This window comes from Verrucosispora sp. CNZ293, assembly GCF_002754655.1.
On sequence record NZ_PEFR01000001.1, the window covers coordinates 3231920 to 3250092 of the forward strand.

Consider the following 18173-nt stretch of genomic DNA (forward strand, 5'->3'; position numbering starts at 1 on the left):
TGCGTGGAGTGAAGCAGAGCAAAGGCCGCCAGGTGATGGGTGGTGGCCCGGCCCGGCACATCGGCGGACAGCAGCGGTCGGAGCCGGCGAGTCGCGCGGGTCAGGGTTGACGGGGCAGGCCGACGAAGGTGGCCAGGCGCGCGACGTCGGGCGCTGCGGGTTCGCGTTGGATGACCTGGGCGAGGAGAGTACGGGCGGCAGGGCGGCTGCGGACTTCGGCGGGGGCGATGCGGTCGGCGTGCAGCAGGGCCTGCCCAGCCTGGGCGGGGTCGCCGGTGTCGAGGTAGGCGCGGGCGGCGTCGATGAGGTGAGCGGCGCGGTGTTCGGGCGGTAGGCGTCGCCAGCCGTCGCTGCGGATGGTGTGCCTGTGCCGGTGAATGGCTTCGGTGGTGTCGCCGAGGTGATGCGCGGCGAGGAAGCGGGCCACCTGGACAGCGGCGGGCCCGAAACCGGTGTGGTGCGGGTCAGTGTCGCTGGTGTGCCCGTCGGCGAGGGCGGCGGCGTGGTCGAGCAGGTCGTGGGCGTTGCGGCGGTCGCCGCTGCCGGCGGCGGCGAGTCCGGCCTGGAGGTACAGGGTTCCGCGTACGGCAGGGTCGTCTGCGGTGTCCGCCCCGGTGAGGGCGGTGGACAGCGCGAGGTGGTGGTGGCCGAGGGCGCGCAGGGCTTGCGCGACGGCGATCGTGGCGGCGGCGGTGAGGGTGGGACCGTCGGCGGCGGTGACGGCCCGGTCGGCGGCGAGCCAGGCGAGGTCGGGGTGGTCGAGTTTGACCAGCACGACGGCGGTGATCCGGTAGGTGGACACCAGCAGGCTGTGGGTGCCGTGGGTGGTGTCGAGCAGGGCGGGTAGCGCGTCGAGCAGGTGCGGGTAGCGGGCGTGCTGGTAGCTCATCCAGGCGTGGGCGACCTGCTGGCTGGCCTGCTGCGCCGTGACGGTGCGCCGGGGTCGGTCGTGGTAGCGGGCGAGGGCGGCACGAACCCCGTCGACCCTGTCCAGTCTGGGTGCGGTGGGTGGGGGTTGGCGGGGGCCGAGGAGCAGGTCCGGGTCGAGGCGCAGCACGTCGGCGATCTCCCGGATGACCGAGTAGCGGTCGAGCCGCCGTACGCCACGTTCGATCTTGTCGACCCAGCTTTTCGACTTGCCGAGCCGGTCGGCGAACGCCTGCTGGCTCATCCCCCGGCGGGACCGGAGTTCGGCCACCCGCCGCCCGATGGGTACGGAGTTGTGGTCGCGGCGGTGTGGGCGGTTCACCGGTCCCCCTGCACGGGCGGCATGGCGTGAGTGGACGCCCCGCAGCGCGGACACCACCGCGACTTCACCCGAAACGCGAACAGCCCGGCCAGGAACCCCAGCAGCACTCCACTGAGCACCATCATCGCCAGCTCGACAGCCACGAGCCCGCTCACCTCCCAGCGATGCGTGTGGCACCCCATCCGACGAGGGACACGCCACAACGGACACGATCTGAGTACATCCCGTTGCTTGAAGTAACCAGAGTGGCGCATCACATGATGCTAAGCAAGTAACGCGCCCATGATCTTCTTAGGTCGCACGTGAGTCGGGGCAGGCGAGCCGACTGGATAAATGCAGAATCAAGACATGCCTCGATTCGCACCCGCGACGCCGCGATCCCGCCGACTCGGCCGAGAGCTGCGCAAGCTCCGTGAAGCCAAGGGACTGACCGGCGAGGAGACCGCGAAGCTCGTCCGCTGCTCCACGTCCCGGATCAGCCGGATCGAATCCGGCGAGATCAAGCCTCGGGCCGGTGACGTCATGGAGCTGCTTGTCACCTACGGCGTCCGGATCGACGAAGAGCCCGGCACGTCGCTGTTGGAGCTTGCTCGCGACCTGCGCGAAGAGGGCTGGTGGCAGCGCCTCGGTGGCAAGTACGCCACCTACATCGCCTACGAGACCGAGGCCGCCGAGCTCAAGAACTTCGAGCCGATGCTCGTGCCCGGTCTACTTCAGACCGAACGGTATGCCCGCGAGGTCAACATCATCGGCCGTGAGACCGACCCGGCAACCGTGGAGCAGCGGGTCGTCGCCCGGATGACCCGCCAGGAGGTGCTACAGCGGCAGCCGACCCCGCTGCGGCTGCACGCCATCCTGTCCGAGGCGTCCCTGCGGACCGAGGTCGGCGGCCCGGACGTGCTGCGCGAGCAACTGCACCACCTGGTCAAGGTGAGCCAACTGCCAAACGTCACGATCCAGGTGCTCCGCTTCGAAGCCGGCGCACACCTGGCGGACAGCTCCGGCTTCGCCCTGCTCAGCTTCGAGCACGACGACCCACCGCTGGGCTACATCGAGACCCTGGCCGGTGAGCTGTTCCTCGAATCGAGCCGCGACCTGGCGCGGCTTTCGGCGGCGTACGACAATCTGAGGATGCTGGCGAGGTCGCCGGCCGAGTCGATGAAGTTCGTCAAGGAGCTGAGCGAGCATGGAGCGTAACGTCTGGCGCACGTCGAGCCGTTCCGGCAGCAACGGCCAGTGCGTCGAGGTCCGCGACCGAGGCACCGCTATCGACGTACGCGACTCCAAGGCCCCTGCTGTCGGGACGTTGAGCTTCGCCCCTGCGGCCTGGGGCACCTTCGTCAGCGGCATCAAGACGGCCGGCACGCGCGCCTGAGCTGCGGCCGTCCGTGCCGCATCCACCGATCTCCACCGCCTGAGCGTTGACGGTGTTCAGCTCTGGTCGGGGCCCAGATCAGGGCGCTGAGCGGCTGCTCGTTCCTGGCGTAGTTGTTCGAGCATCGCGGTATCGGCTGCGAGGTCAGGGTGACCCACTTGGCAGTCGAGGTCGACGACGACTTCGAGTTCGCCGATCGCCTCGTCGAGATGCCCTTCATCGCGATAGATCATGGCAATGTTGTATCTGGTGACGGCTTCGCCGGCACGGTCACCGACCTCCCGCCGGATGGGTAACGCCCGCTCGTAGAAGGTCAGAGCCTGCCGCCGATCCCCCAACCCGTCATACACGAGGCCAATGTTGTTCAAGGAGGCAGCCTCACCAGCACGATCACCCACCTCCCACAAGATGGGTAACGCCCGCTCGAAATAGGTCAGAGCCTGCCGCCGATCCCCCAAACCGGCATACACGTGACCGATGTTGCTAAGGGTGGCGGCCTCGCCGGCACGGTCACCCACCTCCCGCCGAATGGGTAACGCCCGCTCGTAGAAGGTCAGGGCCAGCCGAAGATCCCCAAGCTCGGCATACACGGTGCCGATGTTGTTCAAGGTGACGGCCTCGCCAGCACGGTCACCCACCTCCCGCGAGATGGGCAACACTTGCTCGTAATAGGCCAGGGCCCGCCGCCGATCCCCCAAACCGGCATAAACCCGGCCGATGTTATTCAACGTGGCGGCCGCGCCGGCACCGTCACCCACCTCCCGCGAGAGGGGTAACGCCTGCTCGTAATAGGCCAGGGCCTGCCGCCAATCCCCCAGCCTGTTGTACGCGAGGCCGATGTTGCTGAGGGTGGCGGCTTCGCTGCCTTGGTCATCGGCCGCGCGATACAAGCGCAGGGCCTGCTCGTAGCTGTCCAGAGCCTGCCGGGGCCGCCCGGTAGCAGATCGGGCCCACCCCAGGTCATACAAGGCACCGGCGTCCGGGCCCAGGGTCAGGGTCGCGGTCGCGAGGGCCTCGACATCCGCGAACCGGGACCAACCCAGCCACACCCTCGCCACCCGAGCCCCAACGCTTCGGGCGATCACCGGCTCCCGGCCAGCCACCGCCAGCCGGTGCACCTCCACCCATCGGGCGAGGGTGGTCATGACGCGGGCTCGGTCGTTGCCGGGTCGGTGATCCAGAGTTTGTAGAGGGATCGTGCGGCGGCGGCGCAGGCTTGGGTGTACTCGTCGTCGGTAAGGAGGGGGCGGATGAGGGGGCGCAGCACGTTGGAGACGTAGTAGCGGGGCTGGCGGGTTTCCGGGTCGGTGCCTTCTTCCATCAGGCCAAGTTGGACGGCGCGTTCGATGTGGACGGCGGCGTCGGGGTGGTCGTGGAGGGCGTGGACGGTGTCGGCGGGGACGGGCAGTTCGACGACGTTGACCTTGGCAAGCATCTTCTGCAGCTCGGCGGATTGAGAACTGAGGAGGTTCTTGGCGAGGATGGTTTCCCGGCGGAATCGGTCGGCCGTGGCCTCGATGGCGGTGATCAGGCCGTCGATGTCGAGTTCGGGGCGGTGACGATCAGGTCGAGCCAGTCGAGCAGGCGAGGGTTGCCGGCGGCGGCCTCGACGGCGCGTTGACGGATGTCGAGGTCGACCGGGGAGCCGGGGCGCAGGTTGGGTAGGTTCGCGAGTTTCTTGGCCTGCTCGATGTCGGTAAGCGTCTCCAGTGACACGAAGACGACCGTGCCGGCGGGTGTGGGGAAGCGGTAGCGGCTGGTGATGATGACACGGCTGAGGCTGCCGGTGTCGCGGATGGCCGTCAGGAGGGCCGGGAGGATGTCGGCCATCTCCGGGGACAGCACGTGCCCGCCGTCGCGTTCGTTGAGGTTGCCGTCCTCGAATTCGTCGAACACGAACAGGCAAGGAGTCTGGCCGAGGGGACCATCGACGTGCAGCAGGTGACGCAGACGTACGAGAAGGGGCGCCTGGGTGTTGTCGAGCAGCTTGGTCGCCTCGATTTGCTGCTCGATGCTGGGGAAGTCGATTTTGGTGGTGAGTTCCCGGAACTTGGTCAGGTCGACGCGGCCGTACCAGACGGCACGCTGGTGTGTGGTGGACATGCGGTCCAGCAGGCGGGAGGCGAGGCTGCTCTTGCCGAGACCACCCATACCGGCCAACACCAGGGCCTGCGCCGCGCCGTCGCCACCCTGCGGTTGTTTGAGGGTACGCAGGCAGCTCTGGATGACCCGCCGTCGTCCGACGAACGCGGCGCGGGAGGCGACCCTGGATCTTTGGGTCTGCGGGTCCAGGAACTCCTGGTCGGCGGGGCGGATCTGAATCCGGGTACGCCCCTTTTCGTGCAGGGCTGTGACCATGGGGGCAAGTGGGGATCTGTCGGCGTAGACGCGCAGCAGATGCCAGTTGCCCCGCTTGTTCGCGTACAACTGCTGGCGGGCGTCAACCACGGCCCGGTCGAAGGCCTGCCCGGCAGCCAGCGACCGGTAGAGTTCGGCGGCGAACTCGGTCGCGGAAACGTCACCGACCGGCAGCGCCCACCCCAACACGACGGGGGCTCCGGCACGGACCAGGCTCTCACTCATCGAAGGAAACGCGCCCGCGTCGGGGGCACTGGCGGTCAGGCAGCCGGAGACGAAGACCAGGCGGGGCCAGCGACCGCCCAACGCCTGGGCGATCTGGTCAGCGGTGGCATTGGCGCGCCCACCGAACTCGTTCTCCACCACGAAGACGGACTGGCCGTCCGAGCCGACGGTGGCGTGGCCGCTCAGATGCAGGACGTCGAAGTATCCCGCGCCGTGGTCGAGACTGACGAAGCGAAGACCCTCCAGGGTGCCGCTTTCCTCCACCACCAGTTCCGTTCCGGTGCGGGTGGTGGCGTCCAGGATGGCCGCTTCCTCCGCTTCGTAGCCGAGCACCGGCTCGACACCTTCGGGGGACGTGGCCATGAACAGCACCCGCAACGGCCGGTTCGCCGGCTTGACCTGGTCCTTGAGCGCCGCGTTGGTGTCGATGGACCGCACCGGTAGCAGCGGCGCACGGGTGGAGACGGCCAGGTACGAGCCGTCCACGGCAAGTAGTTCCCAGGGCAGATGCCGCAGCCGTTCCGCGGCGGTGATGCGCAGCGTGATACCGGGCGGACGGTCCAGGACCGGGGTCAGCCAGCGCTCGTCGCCGTCAAGGAAAGTGGCCAGTTCCGTGCCGAGATCACGTAACTGCGGCGCGCCGAAATCCTCCTGCGCTCTCGCATGCTGGCTGTAGTCGCGTTCCACCATCCCGATCAGCCGATCGACAGCTGCCTTGTCCAGGCCACGGGTCTGCGGCGGTCCTCCACCGGTCGACAGGCGCAACTCCGCATAGTCGGAGGTCTGCTCGAAGACCTCCAACTCGTACGTGGGCAGCTCACCCATTGTGGTTTCCGCCCTCAGCTTGCTTGGCCACACCGACCCCGGCAAACACCAACCCGATGGCCGCGACCACTAACTCTGCGGAACGCCGTACCTCAACCGGCGACACCTCGTCACCAGGCCCGGCGTTCGCGGCCAAAGCGCCGCGCAGCTCCGCAGCCCAACGCGGGCCGTCCGACCCCGACACCTCAAGAACGGCAGTTACCACCGGCTACCCCTTCTGTTCTTGCTCAAGGCCACTGAGGAACGTCCGCATCTCGTCTAGATCCGGATGGCTCGTCTCCTCGGCCAGCGCCACCGCCTTGCGCTGAAACTCGATGGCATCGTCCACTCGCTGCATCCGCTTCAGCACGCTTGCCATATTGAAGCTCGTCATGGCCTCGGATCCGCGATCACCAATGGCGCGGAAGACCTCAAGAACTTCAATGAGCACAGCCTCCACACCAGCAAGATCGCCCTCCTGGGACCGGATTGCACCGATGTTGTTGAGGGCGGTGGCTTCGCCGGCCCGATCACCGACCTCCCGCTGGATGGGCAGTGCCTGTTGGAAGTAGGTGAGCGCCTGTTGCAGGTCCCCGAGCCCGTAGTACATGTGGCCCAAGTTGTTGAGGGTGGCGGCCTCGCCGGCCCGATCACCGACCTCCCGCTGGATGAGCAGGGCCTGCCGGTAGTAGGTGAAAGCCTGCTGCCGATCCCCAAGCCCCCCGTACGCGACACCGATGTTGGTGAGGGTGGCGGCTTCGTTGGCCCGGTCACCGACCTCCCGCATGATAGGTAGGGCCTGCCGGTAGTAGGTGAGCGCCTGCTGGCGATTCCCAAGGCCGTCGTACACGTGGCCGATGTTGTTGAGGGTGACGGCCTCGCCAGCCCGGTCACCGACCTCCCGCAAGATAGGTAGGGCCTGCCGGTAGTAGGTGAGGGCCTGCTGCCGGTCCCCGAGCCCGCGGTAGACGGTGCCGATGTTGGTGAGGGTGCCGGCTTCGCCGGCCCGGTTGCCGACCACCCGCTGGATGGGTAGGGCCTGCCGGTAGTAGGTGAGCGCCTGCTGCCGGTTCCCGAGCCCGTCGTACACGGCGCCGATGTTGTTGAGGGTGACAGCCACATTGCCGTGGTCGTCGGCCTCGCGGTAGAGGCGTAGGGCCCGCTCGTAGCTTTTCAGGGCAGGCCGGGGTCGCCCGGTGGCGGCTTGGGCCCGCCCCAGGTGATAAAAGGCGCTGACGTCCGGGCCGAGGGTTAGGGTCGCGGTCGCGAGGGCCTCGACATCCGCGAACCGCGACGTGCGCAGCCACATCCTTGCCACCCGGTCGCCGACGTGCCGGGCGATCACCGGTTCCCGGCCCGCCACCGCCAGCCGGTGCACCTCCACCCACTGGGCAACCGTGGCAGCCGACCGTGGGCGAGTCAAAAGATCCTCCACACCGGTCAGCACGATACGGCCGGCACCGATCCGGCAGATCACAACGACCAAGATCTGACACTGAGGAACCGTCAGCACCGTCGAATCAGGACGGTGTGGCTACGAGGATGCCTTCGCGGGTTCGACCAGGACAGCTACCGGCGGATCCAGCAGGATGACCGCCTACCGGCGGGCGCTTGAACCTGGAGGAGGAAGAGGCTAGCTCAAGGCGAGACGGCGCAGCCGGTCGTGGGCTCGGGCGCCGGGGTCGGCGCGCCGATCGTGGGCAGCCCCAACAACACCCCTGGGGTACGCGGCGAACGACCCGCCTCGGCCGCGTCGCCGGCCCGGGTGCGGCGGTGCGACAGCGGCGCGCCGTCGGCGTTGAGGTGGTGCGGTGCGGCGTAGGTGATCGTGGTGTGCACGATGTCGCCGGGCCGGATCGTGCCGGCAGCGCCAGGTCCACCGGCGTCACCGGTGGCGAAGTGCACCAGGCGGCCGTCGCGGGCCCGACCCGACATCCGGCCGGTCCGCTCGTCCTTGCGACCCTCGCCGACGGCGACAAGCACCTCGACCGTCTCGCCGACCAGCTTCTTGTTCTCCGCCCAGGTGATCTCCTCGACGCAGGCGATCAGCCGCTCGTACCGCTCCTGCACGACAGGCTTGGGCAGTTGGCCGTCCATCGTCGCGGCCGGGGTGCCGGGACGCTTGGAGTACTGGAAGGTGAAGGCGGAGGAGAATCTCGCCGCCCGGACCACGTCCAGGGTGCGCTCGAAGTCCGCCTCGGTCTCGCCGGGGAAGCCGACGATGATGTCGGTGGTGATCGCCGCGTCGGGCATGGCGGCGCGGACCTTCTCGATGATGCCCAGGTACTTCTCCGACCGGTACGACCGGCGCATCGCGCGCAGCACGTCGTCTGAGCCGGACTGCAACGGCATGTGCAGTGAGGGGCAGACGTTCGGCGTCTCGGCCATCGCCGCGATCACGTCGTCGGTGAAGTCCTTCGGGTGCGGGCTGGTGAACCGCACCCGCTCCAGCCCGTCGATCTCGCCGCAGGCCCGCAGCAGCTTGCCGAAGGCGTACCTGTCGCCGAACTCGACGCCGTAGGAGTTGACATTCTGCCCGAGCAGGGTCACCTCCAGCACGCCCTCGTCGACAAGCGCCCGCACCTCGCTGAGGATGTCGCCGGGGCGGCGGTCCTTCTCCTTGCCGCGCAGCGACGGCACGATGCAGAAGGTGCAGGTGTTGTTGCAGCCAACCGAGATCGACACCCAGCCGGCGTACGTCGACTCGCGGCGGGTCGGCAGCGTCGAGGGGAAGATGTCGAGGGCTTCGAGGATCTCCACCTCGGCGGCGGCGTTGTGCCGGGCGCGCTCCAACAGCACCGGCAGCGAGCCGATGTTGTGGGTACCGAAGACCACGTCCACCCAGGGTGCCCGGCGGACGATGTCGCCCCGGTCCTTCTGGGCCAGGCAGCCACCGACGGCGATCTGCATCCCCGGGTGCCGGTTCTTGACCGGACGCAGGTGACCGAGGTTGCCGTAGAGTCGGTTGTCCGCGTTCTCGCGGACCGCGCAGGTGTTGAACACCACCACGTCGGGGGTGTCCTCGGCCTCGCCCGCGCGGACGTACCCCGCCTGCTCCAGCAGGCCGGAAATGCGCTCGGAGTCGTGCACGTTCATCTGGCAGCCGTAGGTGCGCACCTGGTAGGTGCGCGGGCCGCCCGCCGCTGCGGTAGTCATGACGTGCACAGCGTAGCCGGGCCCGAGTTGTCGGACGCAAACGAGGAGAAGCCATGTGCCGCAGCATCAAGACCCTGCGTGAGCCGTACACCCCTGAGGTCACCGACGCGGACGTGCGGGCCGCGGCGTTGCAGTACGTCCGGAAGATCTCCGGCTTCCGGGCACCGGCGGCACACAACGCCGAAGCCTTCGACACCGCGGTGGCCACGATCGCCGCCGCCACCCGCACCCTGCTCGACGAGCTGGTGGTACGCGGCGGCGCCCGACCTGCGGCCCCGGCCGGTGGCTGAGGCCCCCGCATTCCCGGGCGCGCGGCGGCCGGTGGCGGGCGGCAGCCAGGCGGTGTCGGCCGGCTGGTCGCCGGTCGTCAGGCTGCGGCCAGGGCCGGGTTGACCGAGTCGGGCACCCACCGCGAGCGGTGGCAGCGCGACCAGCCCCGGCAGCGCGGGTCGGCCTCGGTGCACAGGCGGCGGTCGCTGAGCACCTCGCCGTCGTCGGTCTCGCGCACGTCGAAGTGCACCGGGCGGATGCTGCCGTCCGGGGCCACCAGCAGGTGCCGGGTGTCGTCGAGCGTGTCGTCACGCAGCAGGCAGTTGCGGCCGAGCAGCCGGGCCAGCGCCGCGATGCTCGGCAACTCGGGCAGCTCGTCCGGTACGCCGTAGCAGTCCACGATCGTGGCGAACTCCCCCGGCGCCTGCCAGACGTCGCAGACCACCGCGTACGCCGGCAGTCGCAGCGGATCCGCCACCGCCAGTGGCATCACCACCCGACCGAGCGCGTCGGCCAGCGCCGGGTAGACCTCCACCGGTCGTACCTGGTCGATTCTCCAGTTCCACAGCTCGGTCATGCCGTCTCCTCGCTGTGCTCGTCCCCACCGGCCTCCGGATCGGGCCTTACCGACGATGGTGCGGGGCATTTGCCCCCAGCCGTGGGCAAGTTACCGGTCTGTGACCATTCTGGCCCAAATTTCCCTGAGCCTCATCGCTCCAGGTAGCGGGAAGGTGACAGTTTATCGGGTATGGTGCGCGTTCCCACGCAACGGCACGCGTACCAAAACCCGCGCTCAGCGCAGGACGACCCGGTGTTCGCCACCGGGCAGCAGCTCACCGATCACCGGGGCGCCCGGGATCTCGCCGGCCACCAGCAGCCCACCGGAGGTCTGCGCGTCGGCCAGCAACAGCCGGTCCTGCTCCGCCGCCGTGCCGAAATCGGTGGTCGGGGTCACCCACTCCAGATTGCGGCGGGAACCGCCGCTGACGTACCCGTCGCGGACCGCCTCGCGGGCACCTTCCAGGTACGGCACCCGCGCGATGTCGATCGCCACGGTCACCCGACTCGCCCGGGCCAGCTTGCTGGCATGGCCGAGCAGACCGAACCCGGTCACGTCGGTGCCGCAGCGCACACCCGCCGCCACCGCCGCCCGCGCGGCGTCCCGATTCAGGGTGGTCATCGCGGCCACCGCCGCCGGGAAACTCTCGCCGGTGCTCTTGTGTCGGGTGTTGAGCACGCCGACGCCCAGCGGTTTGGTGAGCGACAGCGGCAGCCCGGCCCGCCCCGCGTCCAGGGTGATCAACTCCTCCGGCCGCACCAGCCCGGTCACTGCCAGGCCGTACTTCGGACCGTCATCGTCGACGCTGTGCCCGCCCGCCAGGTGGCACCCGGCGGCGCGGGCCACGTCCAGGCCGCCGCGCAGCACCTCCCGGGCCAACTCCAGCGGCAGCACCTCCCGGGGCCAGCAGAGCAGGTTCAGCGCGACAAGTGGGGTGCCGCCCATCGCGTACACGTCGGACAGGGCGTTCGTGGCGGCGATCCGCCCCCAGTCGTACGCGTCGTCGACCACAGGCGTGAAGAAGTCAGCTGTGGTGACCAGGCCGGTGCGCTCGTCCAGCCGGACCACCGCCGCGTCGTCGCCGTGGTCGAGCCCGACCAGCAGCTCGGCGGTGCCGTCAGCGGGACCGGCGGCGGGGCCGAGATCGGCGACCATCGCCTCCAGGTCACCGGGCGGGATCTTGCAGGCGCACCCGCCGCCACGGGCGTATCGGGTCAGCCGCACGGGCTCGGTCATCCCCTCATGATCTCCGTCACGGGGACGGGACGCCAGTCGTGCCTGTCAAACCTTGACACCGGAGTCGGATCGTCGATGGTGTTACCGCTCCGTGACCATCTAGGTTGTGTTCCGCCACGTCACCCCGCCTACAGTGGCCGCTACCGGGGGTCGACCGACTCCCGACAGCGACGAGGAGGACAGACGACGTGGCGACGGGCGAACCGCTCATCGTGCTGGACTCGGTCAACAAATGGTTCGGGCCGTTGCATGTGCTTGACGACGTCTCGCTGTCGGTGGGGCGGGGCGAGGTGGTCGTGGTGATCGGCCCGTCCGGCTCCGGCAAGTCGACGCTGTGCCGCACCATCAACCGGCTGGAGCCGATCAACTCCGGCACCATCACCTTCGACGGGCAGGCACTGCCGGCCGAGGGCAAGGCCCTGGCCAAGCTGCGCAGCGAGGTCGGCATGGTGTTCCAGTCGTTCAACCTCTTCGCGCACAAGACGATCCTGGAGAACGTCACCCTCGGCCCGATCAAGGTCCGCAAGGAGAAGCCGGCGTCCGCCCGCGAGCGGGGTCTGGCCCTGCTCGACCGGGTCGGCATCGCCAACCAGGCCGACAAGTACCCGGCCCAGCTCTCCGGCGGCCAGCAGCAGCGCGCCGCGATCGCCCGGGCGCTTGCCATGCAGCCCAAGGCGATGCTCTTCGACGAGCCCACGAGCGCGCTGGACCCGGAGATGGTCGGCGAGGTGCTGGACGTGATGACCTCCCTCGCCCGCGACGGCATGACAATGGTCGTGGTCACCCACGAAATGGGCTTCGCGCGCCACGCGGCCAACCGGGTCATCTTCATGGCCGACGGCAAGCTCGTCGAGGATGCCGCTCCGACGGAGTTCTTCGCGAACCCGCGCAGCGAGCGTGCCAAGGACTTCCTCTCCAAGATCCTCACCCATTAGGCGTCCGGTAGTGGGGCGGGCCGTGACCCGGCCGGCTCCAGTCGAAGAAGGAGAACAGGTATGCGAATGAAGCGGATGGCGGCGCTCGCCGCAGTTGCCGGCCTCGCGGTCGCGATGACCGCCTGCGGCGGGGACAGCGACGAGGGCGGCTCCGGCACGGGCGCCGGTGGCATCGTCGGCAAGGCCGAGGGCCAGAAGAAGCTGGTCATCGGCGTCAAGGCCGACCAGCCCGGCCTGGGCCTGCAGACCGGCAGCCAGTACGAGGGCTTCGACATCGAGATCGGAAAGATCATCGCGAACGGCCTCGGCGTCGAGGAGAGCGGCATCGAGTGGAAGACCACCGTGTCGAACAACCGGGAGCCCTTCATCGAGCAGGGCACTGTCGACCTCGTGGTCGCCACCTACACCATCAACGACGAGCGCAAGCAGAAGGTCAACTTCGCCGGCCCGTACTACATCGCCGGCCAGGACCTGCTCGTCAAGTCCGACTCGACCCTGACCGGCCCGGACCAGCTGGCCGGTAAGACGGTCTGCTCGGCGACCGGCTCGACCCCGGCCAAGCGGATCCAGGAGAACTACCCGGACGCCAAGCTGCAGCAGTTCGACGCGTACTCCAAGTGCCTGCCGCTGCTGGAGAACGGCCAGGTCGACGCGGTGACCACCGATGACATCATCCTCGCCGGCTACGCCGCGCAGGATCAGTACGCCGGCAAGTTCAAGGTCGTCGGCAGCACCTTCTCCGACGAGCCGTACGGCATCGGTCTGAAGAAGGACGACACCGAGGGCTGCGAGAAGGTCAACGAGATCCTCAAGGCCGCTGCCGAGGACGGCAGCTACAAGGCCGCCTGGGACGCCACCCTGGGCAAGAGCGGCACCCCCGCGCCCGAGCTGGACACCACCAAGCTGACCCACTGCGGCGCAGTCTGACCGGTACCGGAGCCGGCACCCCGCGCGGGTGCCGGCTCCGGCCTGTCACCGGCCGCCGCCACGTGCCCCGGGAGCCGACGCATGCACGTATTCACTGATCCGGACAACTTCGACGCGTACGTGTCGGGATTCCTCTGGATCCTCAAGTTGACAGGCGCGTCCGCGGTCTGCGCGCTGGTGATCGGCGTACTGCTGGCCGCGATGCGGGTCTCCCCCGTACCCGTGCTGCGCGGCTTCGGCGCGGCCTGGGTCAACGTCTTCCGCAACACGCCGCTGACGCTCGTCATCTTCTTCTGCTACTTCGGCATCTTCGCCACCCTCGGCCTGAGCCTGTCGCAGGACCTGGACCTCAACGTCTACTGGCTCGGCGTGATCGGTCTGTCGGCCTACACCGCCGCCTTCGTCTGCGAGGCGATCCGCTCGGGCATCAACACCGTGCCGACCGGTCAGGCCGAGGCGGCCCGGGCGATCGGCCTCTCCTTCGCCCAGACCCTGCGGATCGTGGTGCTGCCGCAGGCGGCGCGCTCGGTGATCGCGCCGCTCGGCAGCGTCCTGATCGCGCTCTGCAAGAACGCCACGATCGTCGGCACCATCGGGTTGCTGGAGTCCTCCAACATCATGAAGGACCTGATCAACAGCAACGGTGACGCCGTCATCCCGATCTTCCTGGTCTTCGCCGGCACCTTCGCCGCCTTCCTGATCCCCACCGGCTACTTCTTCGGCTGGCTGGCCAACCGTCTGGCGGTGAAGCGCTGATGAGCACCAGCAGCGTCCTCTACGACCACCCGGGGCCCCGGGCCAAGGTGCGCAACACGGTACTGAGCGTCATCTTCGGCGTCGCGCTGCTCGGCCTGCTCTACTGGATCTACACCAGATTCGACGAGGCCAACCAGTGGGAGTCCTGGCTGTGGGAGCCGTTCACCCGGTCGACCACCTGGACGCAGTTCATCCTGCCGGGCCTGTGGGCAACCCTGAAGGCGGCCGGCGTCGGCATGGTGCTGTCGCTCGCCTTCGGCATCATCTTCGCCTTCGGCCGGCTTTCCGACAGGTGGTGGATCAGCGTGCCGGCCGGCGCGGTGGTGGAGTTCTTCCGCGCGGTACCGCTACTGCTGATGATCTTCTTCATCTTCTACGGCGTACCGTTCATCATCAAGGGACCGGTGACCGCCTTCTGGGCCGTGGTGATCGGCCTGACCCTCTACAACGGCTCGGTGCTGGCCGAGGCGTTCCGGGCCGGCATCCGGGCCGTGCCCGGCGGACAGTCCGAGGCGGCGTACGCGGTAGGCATGCGCAAGAACCAGGTGATGCGGCTGATCCTGCTCCCGCAGGCAGCCCGCGCCATGCTGCCGATCATCGTCAGCCAACTTGTGGTGCTGCTCAAAGACACCGCGCTCGGGTACATCGTGGCCTACCCCGAGCTGCTCCAACGCGGCGTCAACGACCTCGCCGCCAACTACGGCAACATCATCCCCGCGGCCATGGTGATCGCGGTCATCTACATCGTCATCAATTCGCTGCTCACCTGGTTCGCCGGCTGGTTGGACCGCCGCACCGGTGTCCGCTCCTTCCGGATGCCGAGGCAGACCGGCCCGGTCGCCTCCGCCAACGCCGCCCCCGGCGGTGACGGCACAGTGGTGGAGCCGCAGGGCTGAGTCCCGAGCATGGACGCGGCGCCGGCCATCAGGCCGGCGCCGCGTCGTCTTCCGCAGCCGTCAGGGTCAGCGGGCGATCTCGGTGACCCGGGACTCGCGGACCACCGTCACCCGAATCTGACCGGGGTAGGTCAGCTCCTCCTCGATCTGCTTGGCCACATCCCGGGCCAGCACCGCCGCGCCGATGTCGTCGACGTCGTCGGGCTTCACCATCACCCGGATCTCCCGGCCCGCCTGCATCGCGAAGACCTTCTCCACCCCGAGCTTGCCGGCCGCGATCTCCTCGATCCGCTCCAGCCGCTTGACGTACGCCTCCAGGCTCTCCCGCCGCGCCCCCGGCCGCCCGCCCGAGCAGGCGTCGGACGCCTGGGTCAGCACCGCCTCCACGGTCTGCGGCGGCACCTCGTTGTGGTGCGCCTCGATCGCGTGCACCACGTCCTCGCTCTCGCCGTACTTGCGCGCCACGTCGGCGCCGACGATCGCGTGACTCCCCTCCACCTCGTGGGTGAGCGCCTTACCGATGTCGTGCAGGAACGCCGACCGCTTGATCAACGGAACGTCCAGCCGCAACTCGGCGGCCATCATGCCGGCGATGTGGGCGGTCTCCACTAGGTGCTTGAGCACGTTCTGCCCGTACGAGGTGCGGTAACGCAACCGGCCCAGCAGGTTGACCAGCTCCGGGTGGATCTCGGTGATGCCGACCTCCACCAGGGCGTCCTCGGCAGCCCGGTGGCAGAGCTGGTCCACCTCCTGCCGGGCCAGCTCGTGCACCTCCTCGATCCGGTGCGGGTGGATCCGGCCGTCGAGCACCAGCTTCTCCAGCGTCAACCGGCCCACCTCCCGGCGGACCGGGTCGAAGCAGGACAGCAGCACCGCCTCGGGAGTGTCGTCGATGATCAGGTTCACCCCGGTGACCGACTCGAAGGCCCGGATGTTGCGGCCCTCCCGGCCGATGATCCGCCCCTTCATCTCGTCACCCGGCAGGTGCAGCACACTCACCACGCTCTCGGCGGTCTGCTCGCTCGCCACCCGCTGGATCGCGTCGACCACGATGTGCCGGGCCCGCTGCTCGGCGGTGGACCTGGCGTCGGACTCGATGTCCCGGACCAGCAGCGCGGCCTCCCGCTTCGCCTGGCCCTCGATCGCCTCGATCAGCTCCGCCCGCGCCGCGTCGGCGGTCAACTCGGCGACCCGCTCCAACTCACGCCGGCGCTGGTTCTCCGCCTCGGCCAGCTCGGCCTCCCGTTCGGCCAACGCCGCCTCACGGGCGGCCAACGCGGCATTCGCCGCCGTGAGCTGGCGCTCCCGTTCCGCGAGCCGCTCCACCTCCTCGGTGTGCAGCCGCTCCCGCTCGTCCATCCGGGTCGCCCGCCGCTCCACCTCGGCGGCCTGCTCCCGGGTGGTCGCGGCGAGCACCGCCACCTCCCGTTCGCCACTGCGCCGGGCCGCGGTGCGCAACTGCTCGGCATCCGCCTCAGCCTGCTTGTGCGCCCGTTCGAGCACGGTGTCCGCCTCGGCGCGGGCGTCGTCGAGCACCCGACGGGCCTCCGCCCGAGCCGCCTTCGCCTCGGCCTTGGCCGCCGCCGCCTCGGCACGGGCCGCCGCCGCCGCGGACTTCGCCACGTCGATAGTGCTGTTGACCTCGTCTGCTGCGGTACGCAGCGCGGCCAGCGACTGCTCCTGCCGGTCCTTCTCCGCGACGTACGCGGGATCCTCCGGTGCCGGACGCGTCAACAGCCCCCGAATCAGCCGCACCCCGAACAGCACCGCGCCGAGCACCACGAGAGTCAGCACCAGCACGGCGGTCAGGATCACGACATCGAAGGCGCTCACGAGGCGGCTCCGCCCGGCCGGTCACCACGATGAGCCACCACACCGGCGACTTCCCCGGCACCCCCGAACCCGGCCACGGCGGCACCGGCAGGCGACCCTGACTGGTGCCCCGGCGACCCCGAACCCTGCTCACCGTCGTCGGCGGCCTCGGACTCCGCCGCCCCGGAAGTGCCGCGCCCCCCGCTCATGCCGACACCCCGCTCTGCCGCGCACCCCGACCGGGCAGCGCCGAACACAGCCTCAAGGTCGGCCCGCTCCGCTCGCTCATGCCGGGACTCCGGTGAACCTGTGCCGCCTCGCCATGGCGCGCCTCCCCTGAACCGTCGCGCCGCAACAGCCTGCCGGGTGGGCATGCTCCTGCGACTCTGGACGCCCGACCGGAGCGCGTGGCCGTGGGTTGGCTTCCTCCGCCGACGTCCCTGACGGACACCGGCGGGCCGGGTGCAGTGTCACGTGAGCCCGGACCGGCCTGTCCGAAGCTGACGTACGCGGCCGATGGTTCCGGCCAAAGTGATGCTGTTCTGTTACGGGATCTATGTTGTGCGCTTAGCCTGCGCTTGGTCGGGCAATGTGAGCCTTTATGGCGAGGCTAGGTCCCAACCGGCCTCCGGTCAAGAACAGATGATCAAACCACCCGGACGGAGAGAAGTTAACTCGTCACCCTCCGGTGATGAATACTCGGACGCCAGTGGGCAAAAAAGACGAACATCCGACACCGCGTTGACTCATCCGGGCTGGTCAGGTCAACGGACCGGGGCGCTGCGGAAGTCGGACCGACGGTCAACGGGTCGACCTCGCCCTGGATGTCGGCGTCAGCGGTCGATCTCGCCATCGGCGTCGGCGAGGGCGTCGGCGTCGATCTGCTCGGCGAACTCGGCCGCCTCGGCGCTCTGCGCGGCGATCGCGTCCTTCACCGCCCGGATCGCCACACCGGCCGGGTAGCCCTTGCGGGCCAGCATGCCGACCAGCCGCCGGAACACCGCGTCCGGCTCACCTCGGGCGGTCCGCAGCTTCCGGTCCACCAGGGCGCGGGCGGTCTCCGCCTCGGTGGTCTCGTCCAACTCGTCAAGCGCTTCGCTGGCCGTGTCACCGTCCACGCCACGCTGGCGCAGCTCGTTGGCAAGCGCCCGGCGGGCCAGCCCACGGCCGGCGTGCCGGCTGCTCACCCAGGCCCGGGCGAACGCAGCGTCGTCGATGATGCCGACCTCGTCGTACCTGTCGAGGACCTGGCTGGCGGTTTCCTCGGAGATGCCCCGTCGAGCCAACGCGGCGGCCAGCTCGGCCCGGGTACGCGGGCGCACCGCGAGCTGCCGCAGACAGATCTCCCGGGCCACCTCGGCCTCGTCGCGAGGTGCGGATGCCGCCTCGCCGCGTGCCGGACCGCCGGCCCGTCCGGCGGAACCGGCTGCACCCCAGGCCGGGGTGCCTGGAGCCGACGCGTCCCGGGGATCGGCCGACGTCGGGCTGCCCGGATCGGCGGCGTTCCCGGAGGCACGGCGGCCTCGGCGGGGACGCGGTGTGGGGTCACCCGCGCGGGGCGGGCTGGCATCCCAGCCCCGCCCCGAGCGGGCACGTCGTCCTGCCACGACTCAGG

At 69.3% G+C, this 18173-nt stretch carries 18 protein-coding genes; 7 read left to right on the forward strand and 11 right to left on the reverse strand.

Annotation, left to right across the window (positions count from 1 at the left end):
* Positions 1 to 100: 100 nt before the first annotated feature.
* Together CLT74_RS14605 and CLT74_RS14610 are read right to left on the reverse strand one after the other, a co-directional pair.
* Positions 101 to 1249: a helix-turn-helix domain-containing protein gene (locus tag CLT74_RS14605; RefSeq protein WP_486582310.1), complete on the reverse strand. Its 1149-nt coding sequence runs from the start codon at positions 1247 to 1249 to the stop codon at positions 101 to 103.
* On the reverse strand, positions 1246 to 1392 hold the full coding sequence (locus CLT74_RS14610; protein WP_486582311.1) for a hypothetical protein: 147 nt from the start codon (positions 1390 to 1392) through the stop codon (positions 1246 to 1248). Before CLT74_RS14610 ends, CLT74_RS14605 begins: the two co-directional genes overlap by 4 nt.
* A 205-nt stretch (positions 1393 to 1597) precedes the next feature.
* Between CLT74_RS14610 and CLT74_RS14615 the strand changes: the two genes are divergently transcribed.
* On the forward strand, positions 1598 to 2446 hold the full coding sequence (locus CLT74_RS14615; RefSeq protein ID WP_158240270.1) for a Scr1 family TA system antitoxin-like transcriptional regulator: 849 nt from the start codon (positions 1598 to 1600) through the stop codon (positions 2444 to 2446).
* The gene (locus CLT74_RS14620; RefSeq protein WP_099847038.1) at positions 2436 to 2624 is read left to right on the forward strand and encodes a DUF397 domain-containing protein; all 189 of its coding nucleotides are present in this window, start codon (positions 2436 to 2438) and stop codon (positions 2622 to 2624) included. Before CLT74_RS14615 ends, CLT74_RS14620 begins: the two co-directional genes overlap by 11 nt.
* A 56-nt stretch (positions 2625 to 2680) precedes the next feature.
* Here CLT74_RS14620 and CLT74_RS14625 read toward each other — a convergent pair whose 3' ends face one another.
* From CLT74_RS14625 to miaB, 5 genes are all read right to left on the reverse strand, one after another.
* A complete protein-coding gene (locus tag CLT74_RS14625) occupies positions 2681 to 3769 on the reverse strand; it encodes a tetratricopeptide repeat protein (protein ID WP_099847039.1) in 1089 nt (362 codons plus the stop codon).
* A complete protein-coding gene (locus CLT74_RS31370) occupies positions 3766 to 4059 on the reverse strand; it encodes a hypothetical protein (RefSeq protein ID WP_486582312.1) in 294 nt (97 codons plus the stop codon). The genes CLT74_RS14625 and CLT74_RS31370 overlap by 4 nt, the downstream gene beginning before the upstream one ends.
* Before the next feature lie 92 nt (positions 4060 to 4151).
* The gene (locus tag CLT74_RS14630) at positions 4152 to 6032 is read right to left on the reverse strand and encodes a CHAT domain-containing protein (protein WP_486582313.1); all 1881 of its coding nucleotides are present in this window, start codon (positions 6030 to 6032) and stop codon (positions 4152 to 4154) included.
* 208 nt (positions 6033 to 6240) lie between these two features.
* Positions 6241 to 7488, reverse strand: a complete 1248-nt coding sequence (locus tag CLT74_RS14635; RefSeq protein WP_199172385.1) for a tetratricopeptide repeat protein — start codon at positions 7486 to 7488, stop codon at positions 6241 to 6243.
* A gap of 161 nt (positions 7489 to 7649) precedes the next feature.
* On the reverse strand, positions 7650 to 9167 hold the full coding sequence (gene miaB / locus CLT74_RS14640; protein WP_099847040.1) for a tRNA (N6-isopentenyl adenosine(37)-C2)-methylthiotransferase MiaB: 1518 nt from the start codon (positions 9165 to 9167) through the stop codon (positions 7650 to 7652).
* Positions 9168 to 9220: 53 nt separating this feature from the next.
* Here miaB and CLT74_RS14645 point away from each other — a divergent pair, with 53 nt between their 5' ends.
* Positions 9221 to 9457, forward strand: a complete 237-nt coding sequence (locus CLT74_RS14645) for a DUF2277 domain-containing protein (RefSeq protein WP_099847041.1) — start codon at positions 9221 to 9223, stop codon at positions 9455 to 9457.
* A 77-nt stretch (positions 9458 to 9534) separates the two neighbouring features.
* Here the strand turns inward: CLT74_RS14645 and CLT74_RS14650 are convergent, their stop codons facing one another.
* Positions 9535 to 10014 (reverse strand): hypothetical protein, encoded by a 480-nt coding sequence (locus tag CLT74_RS14650; RefSeq protein ID WP_099847042.1) that lies wholly within the window; start codon positions 10012 to 10014, stop codon positions 9535 to 9537.
* 216 nt (positions 10015 to 10230) lie between these two features.
* Complete coding sequence (selD, locus tag CLT74_RS14655; RefSeq protein WP_099847043.1) at positions 10231 to 11232, reverse strand: selenide, water dikinase SelD; 1002 nt, start codon at positions 11230 to 11232, stop codon at positions 10231 to 10233.
* 188 nt (positions 11233 to 11420) lie between these two features.
* Between selD and CLT74_RS14660 the strand changes: the two genes are divergently transcribed.
* The 4 genes from CLT74_RS14660 (at position 11421) to CLT74_RS14675 (ending at position 14746) form a co-directional block, all read left to right on the forward strand.
* Complete coding sequence (locus tag CLT74_RS14660) at positions 11421 to 12167, forward strand: amino acid ABC transporter ATP-binding protein (protein WP_099847044.1); 747 nt, start codon at positions 11421 to 11423, stop codon at positions 12165 to 12167.
* Between the two features lie 60 nt (positions 12168 to 12227).
* On the forward strand, positions 12228 to 13094 hold the full coding sequence (locus tag CLT74_RS14665; protein ID WP_099847045.1) for a glutamate ABC transporter substrate-binding protein: 867 nt from the start codon (positions 12228 to 12230) through the stop codon (positions 13092 to 13094).
* 81 nt (positions 13095 to 13175) lie between these two features.
* On the forward strand, positions 13176 to 13850 hold the full coding sequence (locus CLT74_RS14670; RefSeq protein WP_099847046.1) for an amino acid ABC transporter permease: 675 nt from the start codon (positions 13176 to 13178) through the stop codon (positions 13848 to 13850).
* Positions 13850 to 14746 (forward strand): amino acid ABC transporter permease, encoded by an 897-nt coding sequence (locus CLT74_RS14675; protein ID WP_099847047.1) that lies wholly within the window; start codon positions 13850 to 13852, stop codon positions 14744 to 14746. Before CLT74_RS14670 ends, CLT74_RS14675 begins: the two co-directional genes overlap by 1 nt.
* Positions 14747 to 14812: 66 nt before the next feature.
* On the opposite strand, the gene rny is transcribed toward CLT74_RS14675, so the two are convergent.
* Positions 14813 to 16579: a ribonuclease Y gene (gene rny / locus CLT74_RS14680; RefSeq protein WP_099847048.1), complete on the reverse strand. Its 1767-nt coding sequence runs from the start codon at positions 16577 to 16579 to the stop codon at positions 14813 to 14815.
* 812 nt (positions 16580 to 17391) lie between these two features.
* A complete protein-coding gene (locus CLT74_RS14685) occupies positions 17392 to 18165 on the reverse strand; it encodes a regulatory protein RecX (protein ID WP_099847049.1) in 774 nt (257 codons plus the stop codon).
* Between the last annotated feature and the right edge of the window lie 8 nt (positions 18166 to 18173).